General features: G+C 49.4%; 7 protein-coding genes. 6 read left to right on the top strand and 1 reads right to left on the bottom strand.

The window, feature by feature from the left end:
• The first annotated feature begins 174 nt into the window (after positions 1–174).
• The 4 genes from GX419_06460 to lpxA all read left to right on the top strand — a co-directional run bounded on the left by GX419_06460 (position 175) and on the right by lpxA (position 4,811).
• The gene (locus tag GX419_06460; GenBank protein ID NLI24327.1) at positions 175–1,440 is read left to right on the top strand and encodes an HD domain-containing protein; all 1,266 of its coding nucleotides are present in this window, start codon (positions 175–177) and stop codon (positions 1,438–1,440) included.
• Positions 1,441–1,455: 15 nt separating this feature from the next.
• Positions 1,456–2,514, top strand: coding sequence for a UDP-3-O-(3-hydroxymyristoyl)glucosamine N-acyltransferase (lpxD, locus tag GX419_06455; protein NLI24326.1), 1,059 nt, complete (start codon positions 1,456–1,458; stop codon positions 2,512–2,514).
• Between the two features lie 100 nt (positions 2,515–2,614).
• Positions 2,615–4,006: a bifunctional UDP-3-O-[3-hydroxymyristoyl] N-acetylglucosamine deacetylase/3-hydroxyacyl-ACP dehydratase gene (locus GX419_06450; protein ID NLI24325.1), complete on the top strand. Its 1,392-nt coding sequence runs from the start codon at positions 2,615–2,617 to the stop codon at positions 4,004–4,006.
• Between the two features lie 4 nt (positions 4,007–4,010).
• Positions 4,011–4,811, top strand: a complete 801-nt coding sequence (gene lpxA, locus GX419_06445) for an acyl-ACP--UDP-N-acetylglucosamine O-acyltransferase (protein ID NLI24324.1) — start codon at positions 4,011–4,013, stop codon at positions 4,809–4,811.
• A gap of 6 nt (positions 4,812–4,817) precedes the next feature.
• Here lpxA and thiL read toward each other — a convergent pair whose 3' ends face one another.
• Positions 4,818–5,864, bottom strand: a complete 1,047-nt coding sequence (thiL, locus tag GX419_06440) for a thiamine-phosphate kinase (GenBank protein ID NLI24323.1) — start codon at positions 5,862–5,864, stop codon at positions 4,818–4,820.
• 133 nt (positions 5,865–5,997) lie between these two features.
• Between thiL and sufB the strand changes: the two genes are divergently transcribed.
• Positions 5,998–7,446 carry a Fe-S cluster assembly protein SufB gene (gene sufB, locus GX419_06435; protein ID NLI24322.1) on the top strand — a complete coding sequence of 483 codons (1,449 nt, stop codon included), beginning with the start codon at positions 5,998–6,000 and terminating at the stop codon, positions 7,444–7,446.
• A 29-nt stretch (positions 7,447–7,475) separates the two neighbouring features.
• Positions 7,476–8,021: Fe-S cluster assembly ATPase SufC (gene sufC, locus GX419_06430; protein NLI24321.1), on the top strand; the 546-nt coding region annotated here is incomplete at its 3' end.

The raw sequence follows: 8,021 nt of genomic DNA, 5'->3' as shown, positions 1-8,021 counted from the left end.
TGGAACCCTGGAACTCTGGAACCTTGAAACTCTGGAACTCCGCAAACCCAGCACCTTGTCCTTAGTTCCCCGTCGAACAATTGGTTTTCTCAAAAGCAACCGGATCTGCAAAAAACAATTCAGGTTGTTTGTTTAGTTAAAAATTCCGAGTTTTGTTTCCTATTTTGTTGCCTCATGCCTCTTTCCGGCCGGAATAAAAGAAAAATTATCAATGACCCCGTACACGGGTTTATCAATATTCCCTTTGATTTTGTACTTGATCTTATTGAACACCCTTATTTTCAACGCCTGCAGCGTATCCGTCAGCTCGGGCTTACCAGTTATGTGTATCCCGGAGCTACCCACACCCGCCTGCAGCATGCACTGGGCGCCATGCACCTTATGGGACAGGCTATTCAGGTTATCCGGCAGAAAGGACACGAAATTACCGATGAGGAGGCAGAAGCCGTTACCGCAGCTATTCTGATGCACGACTGCGGACACGGACCGTTTTCCCATGCCCTGGAAAAAACCATTGCCGAAGGCATTCACCACGAGGTTCTTTCCCGCCTCATGATGGAACAGCTCGACAGGGATTTCGGCGGCCGCATGGCACTCGCCCTGAAAATATTTACCGGCCAGTACCACAAAAAATTCCTGCATCAGCTTGTTTCCAGCCAGCTCGATATGGACCGGCTCGACTACCTTAAGCGCGATAGTTTTTTCACCGGGGTTACCGAAGGCGTCATCGGGTCGGACCGGATCATTAAGATGCTGAATGTGGTCGACGACAACCTGGTGGTGGAAGCCAAAGGCATTTACTCGATCGAAAAATTCCTCATTGCCCGCCGCCTGATGTACTGGCAGGTATATTTTCACAAAACCGTCCTTTCGGCCGAAAAAATGCTGTACCTCGCCCTGAAACGTGCCCGGGACCTGGCCGACATGAACGTGGACCTTTTCTGTACTCCTGCATTGCATTTTTTCCTTTATTTCCGGAAAAATAACCCAGGAACCTTCGCCCTGGAAGCCCTTGGTAAAAAAGAGCTCATCGACCACTTTGCCCTTCTGGATGACAGCGACATCCTCTCCTCCCTCAAAGTGTGGCAGGAACATCCCGACAAAATCCTTGCGCTGCTGGCCACACATATTATTAACCGCAGGCTCTTCAGGGTAAAACTGCAAAACGAGCCGGTAAGCGAAAAGGAGCTCGATCACCTTGGCGGCAAAATCATCCGGCAGTATGGAATCCGGCCTGAGGAACTGCCCTACCTTCTGGCGTACGAAACCATTTCGAACAACGCCTATGATGCAAAAGACGAAAACATCAAGATCCTGTTCAACGACGGAACCATCCGCGATATTGCCGAAGCTTCCGACATGCTCAACATTTCGGTTCTTTCAAAAGTGATCCAAAAGCATTTTCTTTGCTACCCGAAAGAAGTTGATTTTATTCAATAAGAAAATAATACCCCGATGGAACTTACTGCCCAGTTTATTGCCGAATACCTTAAAGGAACCGTAGAAGGAGATCCAAAGGCCGTGGTTACCCGCCCTGCCAGGATTGAAGCCGGAAAACCCGGTACTCTCTGTTTCCTGGCCAATCCCAAATACGAGCCCTACCTGTATACCTCCCGGGCATCGGTTATCCTTATCAACAAGGACTTCCAGTTGCAAAAACCTGTTTCAGCAACACTGGTGCGCGTCGACAATGCCTATCAGGGAATTGCCATGATGCTCGACCTGTTTAACAGTGAAAAAGGCCGCCCAAAAGGACGTTCCTGGAGAGCCAGCATTGCCTTCTCGGCAAAGGTTGGAAAAGGAACATATGTCGGTCCGTTTGCCGTTATTGACAAAGGCGCCCGCATTGGGAAAAACGTGCGGATTTATCCACAGGTATATGTAGGAAGAAATGCGGAGGTCGGAGACAATACCATTTTGTACCCCGGAGTTAAAATTTACCACGACTGCAAAGTGGGGAAAAACTGCATTCTCCATGCCGGCGTTGTAGTTGGTTCCGATGGTTTTGGCTTTGCCCCCGATGAAAACAAAGTGTATAAAAAAATTCCCCAGCTGGGCAATGTGATTATCGAAGACGATGTGGAAATTGGCGCCAACACAACCATTGACCGCGCCACAATGGATTCAACCATTATCCGCAAAGGAACCAAACTGGACAACCTGATCCAGATTGCCCATAATGTGGAAATAGGCGAAAACACTGTTATTGCTGCTCAAACCGGGATTGCAGGCTCCACAAAAATCGGAAGCCGTTGTGTCATCGCTGCCCAGGTAGGTATTGTAGGCCATCTCAAAATTGGTGATGATATCATTATTGGCGCCCAGAGCGGTGTTACGAAAGATATCAGCACACCCGGTTCGATGTACCTCGGGACCCCGGCCTATGAAGCTTCCGAAAGCCGTAAAATATACGTAGTCACCCGAAGACTTCCTGAGTTGCGGCAACAGATCATCGACCTCCAGCGCGAAGTGGCAAAACTTAAGGAAATTATTGAGCATCAAAACAAAGCATAATATTCCCTCCCGGCAGGCAGAACCCGAAAATCCATTTCATGTTTTTTTTATATATTGCGCCTTTCAAACCAAAAAGTTAATTCACTAATAATCAGGAACCTTGGAAAAACAACGTACAATATCCAGACCCGTTTCTTTGCGCAGTAAGGGGTTGCACACTGGTCTGGAAGTTGAACTAACCTTTAATCCGGCTCCGGAGAACCACGGAATAATTTTTCAACGCATTGATTTACCCGATAAGCCGCTGGTACATGCTTTCGCCGAACATGTTACCGAAACTTCCCGCGGTACGGTGCTCGTTGAAAAAGGGGTAAAAGTAGCTACGGTAGAACACGTTATGGCAGCCATTTACGGCATGCGTATCGACAATCTCCTGATTACGCTGAACGGACCGGAAACCCCTATTATGGACGGCAGTTCCCTGCGATTTGTGGAAGCTCTTCGCCAGGCCGGCATTATCGAACAGAATGCTGAACGCCGTTATTTCACCGTAACCGAAAAAATTGTTTATGCCGAACCGGAAAAGGGAATTGAAATAACCCTCTTCCCCGACGACCACCTGAGCATTGATGTGATGATCGACTACAATTCCAAAGTGCTGGGGAACCAGTATGCCACCCTTTCATCGCTCAATGAATTTGAAAGCCAGGTGGCCATGTGCCGCACCTTCGTTTTTCTGCACGAGCTTGAATTTCTGCTGAAGAACAATCAGATCAAGGGTGGGGACCTTGATAATGCCATCATCATTATCGACAGGCCCGTTGAACAGGCTGAGCTGGACCGCCTGGCCGAACTGTTTGATAAACCAAAGATTCACGTTAAGCCGGAAGGCATTCTGAACAACATCGATATCCATTTCCCGAACGAACCGGCCCGCCACAAACTCCTCGATATCATCGGGGACCTCGGATTGGTTGGCATGCCCATTCAGGCAAAGGTGGTGGCCAAGCGACCGGGACACCACGCCAACACCCAGCTGGCCAAAATCCTTCGCAACAAAATAAAGGAAGTAAAGAAGAAACCTGCTGTACCGAAGGTCGATTTCAACAAAGCCCCCATCATGAACGTCAACCAGATTATGAAGCTCCTGCCCCACAGGCCTCCCTTCCTTCTGGTGGACAAAATCTACGAACTGAGTGACACCCACGTAGTTGGCATTAAAAATGTCACGATGAACGAAGGCTTCTTCGTTGGCCATTTTCCCGGTGACCCCATCATGCCGGGCGTACTGCAGGTGGAAGCCATGGCACAGGTAGGGGGAGTTCTTGCCCTGCGGCAGGTTCCTGATCCCGAAAACTGGCTCACCTACTTCCTCAAGATTGAATCGGTGAAATTCAAAAAAATGGTGGTTCCGGGCGACACCATTGTATTCCGCCTCGACCTGGCGGAACCGATCCGTCGCGGCATCGTCCATATGACCGGCCAGGCCTATGTGGGCGAAAACGTTGTTATGGAAGCTGATATGATGGCCTTGATCGAAAAAGTAAAATAAGTGCATGAATACACTTGCCAGCATTCATCCCAATGCTAAAATCGGCGCCAATGTGCGCATCGACCCTTTTGCCGTCATTTACGAGGATGTGGTTATCGGTGACGATACCTGGATCGGACCGGGAGCCATCATTATGGACGGAGCCAGAATCGGAAAGAACTGCAGAGTCTTTCCGGGAGCTGTTATTGCTGGTATCCCCCAGGACCTGAAGTTCCGGGGCGAATATACCACGGCCGAAATCGGCGACAATACCACCCTGAGGGAGTTTGTAACCGTGAACCGGGGAACTGCTTCGAAAGGGAAAACCGTTGTGGGCAGCAACTGCCTGGTGATGGCCTATGCCCACATTGCCCACGATTGCAATGTGGGCAATAACTGCATTGTTGGCAACAGCGTAGGATTTGCCGGAGAAGTGGTGGTAGAAGACTGGGCCATTGTCAGCGCTATGTCGGGCGTTCATCAGTTTGTCCGCATTGGCACCCACGCGTTTGTTCAGGCCACCTCCAAGGTGGGACAGGATGTTCCTCCCTTTGTGCTGGCAGGCCGCGATCCGTTCCGATACATGGGACTCAACGTTGTAGGCCTGCGCCGGAGGAATTTTACCCCCGAAAAGATCGAAGAAATTCACGAAATCTACCGCTATATCTACATGCGGGGAATGAACCGGAGTCAGGGCGTGGCTGCCGTAGAACGCGAACTGCCCAGCTCGCCTGAAAGAGACCTCATTATCAACTTCATTAAAAACTCCCAGAGGGGCATTATTAAAGGCCCCTTCAGCAAGCAGGACGAAGATAACGAACTCTGAGGCGGTTTACTCGCGGCTGATCCCGTCCCATCCCTGCGCCCTCAACGGGATGTTTTCCCCGGCTTCCGTTACCAGATGCATTCCTTCTTCAGCAGGCACAATATGCCCGATAACGGATATCCCTTCACGGAAACGGACTTTATCATAATGTTCCAGAGGAATAGTGAAAAGCAATTCATAGTCTTCCCCCCCGTTCAGCGCACAGGTAACCGGTTCAAGATGCAGTTCTTCTGCTACCCTGGCAGTTTCTTCCGCTACCGGTATCTTTTCCTGGTACACCCTGCACCCCACACCCGATGAAGTGCAGAGATGCATCAATTCTGATGACAATCCGTCGGATATGTCGATCATCGACGTAGGCTTCAGGTTTTCACGCTGCAGAAATTCAATAATGTCGCGCCGTGGTTCCGGTTTGAGCTGCCGCTGAAGAATATATTCGTAAGCCTCCAGCTTCGGCTGCAAATCAGGATGAGCATGGAAAAGCTTCTTCTCCCGTTCAAGAATCTGCAGTCCCAGGTAGGCTGCTCCCAGATCTCCCGAAACGCAGATCAGGTCATTCTCTTTGGCCCCGTTCCGGTACACCACATCCTCTTTCTGCACTTCCCCCAAAGCCGTAACACTGATGATCAGCCCAGTAAGCGAAGGATTGGTATCGCCCCCTGCCAGGTCAACGTTGTACTTTTCACACGCCAGATAAATGCCCTGATACAACTCTTCCAAATGTTCCAGAGCGAATTTTCCCGAAATGGCAAGCGAAACCAACACCTGCCTGGGAGTGGCGTTCATGGCATACACATCGGAAAGGTTGGCAGCAATGGCCTTATAGCCAAGATGCTTCAACGGCGTATACACCAGATCGAAATGAATCCCCTCGGCCAGCATGTCGGTAGTGACTACCACCAGTTTCCCGCTGTAGTCAAAAACGGCGGCATCGTCACCAACACCTTTTACTGTACCGGGATGTTTTAACCGGATATTTTCCGTAAGATGCCGGATCAGGCCGAATTCACCAAGCTCAGAGAGCGGGGTCAGAGAACGTTTGTCTTTATCCATCCAGGTTGAATTAATGGTTGCAAAGGTACATATTAACAATTAATTCGTAAATTTGCGTATTTAAATTTAATCTAAATTAGATTAAACATTGTGCCCATTTTGTTGTTTTACATGCACATAAATAGTATCACCCATGGCTGTTGAACAGGATCAGATATTGGACGGGTTGACCAAAGGAGAATACAAGTTCGGGTTTTATACTGATATCGAAACGGATGTCATTCCCAAAGGGCTGAACGAGGATGTAATCCGTATGATCTCTGAAAAGAAACAGGAACCCGACTGGATGCTTGAATTCCGCCTGAAAGCCTACCGGCACTGGCTTACCATGAAAATGCCCCGCTGGGCGCATCTGCAAATTCCTGAAATCAATTTTCAGGACATTATTTATTATGCTGCACCGAAGCAGAAAGCCAAACTGGCCAGCCTGGATGAAGTGGATCCCGAGCTGAAAGCCACATTCGACAAGCTTGGCATTCCCCTCGAGGAACAGAAACACCTTGCCGGCGTTGCTGTTGACGCTGTCATGGATAGCGTTTCCGTCAAGACCACCTTCAAGGAAACCCTGGCTGACCTTGGGATTATTTTCTGTTCCTTCAGCGAAGCTATCAGGGAACATCCCGAGCTGGTAAAGAAATACATGGGCAGTGTTGTTCCCTACACCGACAATTACTTTGCCGCCCTCAATTCAGCCGTATTCAGTGACGGGTCGTTCTGTTACATACCGAAGGGAGTCAGGTGCCCCATGGAACTCAGTACCTACTTCCGTATCAATGCGGCCAATACCGGGCAGTTTGAAAGAACTCTGCTCATTGCTGATACCGATGCCTACGTCAGCTACCTTGAGGGGTGTACTGCTCCCATGCGCGATGAAAATCAGCTTCACGCGGCGGTGGTTGAACTCGTTGCCCTTGAACGGGCTGAAATTAAATATTCCACCGTACAGAACTGGTATCCCGGCGACCGGGAAGGGAAAGGCGGTATCTATAACTTCGTCACCAAACGCGGCATCTGCAAAGGCGACTATTCCAAAATCAGCTGGACGCAGGTGGAAACCGGTTCAGCCATCACCTGGAAATATCCCAGCGTAATACTCAGGGGCAACAATACAAGCGGCGAATTCTATTCCGTTGCTGTGACCAATAACCGTCAGCAGGCTGACACCGGAACAAAAATGATTCACATAGGAAAAAACTCCCGCAGCCGGATTGTTTCAAAAGGAATTTCAGCCGGACACAGCAACAACAGTTACCGGGGCCTGGTGAAAATTACCAAAGGAGCCGAAAACTGCCGCAATTACACCCAGTGCGACTCCCTGCTTCTCGGCGACAAATGCGGCGCTCACACCTTCCCCTACATTGAGGTCGACAATCAGTCGTCAGTGGTGGAACACGAGGCAACTACATCCAAAATCGGCGAAGATCAGATATTTTACTGCAACCAGCGGGGCATCAGCACTGAAGATGCCGTAGGGCTCATCGTTAACGGCTATGCCCGCGAAGTGCTGAATAAACTTCCCATGGAATTTGCCGTGGAAGCACAAAAACTATTGCAAATATCCCTCGAAGGAAGTGTGGGATGAAAGATCCGTAATACGCTAAATAATACATTATGTTAATTATCAGGAATTTAAAAGCAAAAATCGAAGGTAAGGAAATTCTGAAAGGAATCAATCTTGAGGTTAAACCCGGGGAAGTACATGCCATCATGGGCCCTAACGGGTCTGGGAAAAGCACTCTGGCCTCAGTAATTGCAGGGCGTGATTTTGCAGAAATAACCGAAGGAGAAGTGCTGTTCGACGGAGAAAACCTTCTTAGCATGCCTGCCGAGGAAAGAGCCCGGAAGGGAATCTTTTTAGGATTCCAGTATCCGGTTGAAATACCCGGCGTGAGCATGGTAAACTTTCTGCGTACGGCTCTGAACGAACATCGGAAATACAAAGGCCTTGAACCGGTTTCTGCCTCCGACTTCCTGAAGCTTATGCGCCAGAAAGCCGAACTGGTTGAAATGGACAGCCAGCTTACAGGTCGGTCGGTAAATGAAGGATTCTCCGGCGGCGAAAAGAAACGGAACGAAATCTTTCAGATGGCTGTTCTTGAACCGCGCCTTGCCATTCTGGATGAAACGGATTCCGGCCTTGACATCGATGCTCTGCGC

The organism is Bacteroidales bacterium, from assembly GCA_012517825.1.
GTDB lineage: Bacteria > Bacteroidota > Bacteroidia > Bacteroidales > JAAYUG01 > JAAYUG01.
The sequence above is the reverse complement of the archived record's forward strand: the minus strand, read 5'-3'. Positions and strand labels throughout refer to the sequence as shown.